General features: G+C 63.2%; 1 protein-coding gene. It reads right to left on the bottom strand.

Going from position 1 to position 1,333, the window contains the following annotated elements; all coding sequences use genetic code 11:
- The coding region (locus MOV76_RS39150; protein WP_247266598.1) for a BID domain-containing protein at positions 1-1,333 on the bottom strand (1,333 nt) is incomplete at both ends.

Raw genomic sequence — 1,333 nt, 5'->3', positions numbered from 1 at the left:
CCTTTTCGGAGAGCGCCGGGATCGGCAATGCCATATGGGCGCGGCGCTGTTGCTCGTGGCTTTCGAAGCGTTCGGCATTCCGGCGGAACTGGGTGGCATGGGCGCGGACGAGCGGCAGCAAGTCCATCAAGGCAGTGATCGCGGCCTTTCGCTCGTCGCGTGCCGCACGACCGTCGACGATCAGGTCGGAACCCCGCAGGCGGCCGAGCCGCTCGGGTGCTTTGGCAAGATCATCGGCAAGCCTGCGCGGATCGACGCTTGTATCCGATGAAAGCGCGTTCAAGGCGACAAGGGCTGCATCCGGGTCACGATAGATCGTCTCCAGCAGCGGCCGGAGGATGGCTTCCCGTTCCTTCCAGGCAGGAGACGAAAGTTGTGCCAGCCGCGCATCTTCCTCGGCACTCCTGGCAAAGCCTGTGGTGGGTGGGATCAGATATCGGCCGCGAGCAACATCCGCCTCCAAGACGGTTTGGGGTTCAGCCCGTTCCTCGTTGTAGGCGATGCGCCGTTCCCGCTCGATCGTGAAGCCGAGCGCAACGCTTGCCCGCTCCCACAGCTTCGCCAGCTGCTCGCGCTTCTCGGCAATCCCGGCCCACCGCCGGGAAAGGCTTTCCTCCACCCCGGCTGCGGCAAGCGAAAGGTGATCGAGACCACGGCGGCGCGCGAAGTCGTCGGCATGGGCGCGATAACCGGCCTCGCTTTCAAAATCGAGCGTCGTCGTCTTGGCGCCGGAACGCGACAGGCGCTCTACCAGTTGCTTGAACAGGTCCGGTCGATGGCTTTCCCGCTCGATCCGTTGCTGACGTTCTGCGGCGGTTTCGATCCGCCTGGCGGTCCAGACGTTGCGGTCGACCTCTCTTTCCTCGAACCGCTTCTGGCCGGTTTGTTCGTCGACGATGGCAACCTTGATCGTCACCCGCTCGACGCCGTCCTTGCGCAGCGTGACGGTATCGCCTTCTGAGACGCCACCTTCCTCGAGCGCCTTCGGCAGGCTGACGCCCCATAGACGATGGAGGGTGCCGTCATCCGTCTTGACATCGGCATAGGGACTGTCGTCGGCATCTTCATCGCTTGGCCGGAACTTGGCTTGTCCTGTTTCCACGAGCGCGCCGGTGACACCGGCAGCATGATCGACATGCGGCTTTCGTCCCCATTCCGGCTTTGCTTCAAAATCGTCCTTCGCCGCATAGAGATCGACGCGGTCTCTGTGTCTCGTCATCGCCACATAGGTCAGGTGCTGGTCCATCATGCCGGTGGCGAGCACGAAGGTTCGCTCGACAGTGGCGCCTTGAGACTTGTGAATGGTCGCGGCGTAGCCATGATCGACATTGCG

The sequence above is a fragment of the Rhizobium sp. PRIMUS64 genome (assembly GCF_023006465.1).
Taxonomy (GTDB): domain Bacteria; phylum Pseudomonadota; class Alphaproteobacteria; order Rhizobiales; family Rhizobiaceae; genus Rhizobium; species Rhizobium leguminosarum.
Note: the sequence above shows the minus strand (reverse complement) of the source record. Positions and strands in the feature narration are given on the sequence as shown.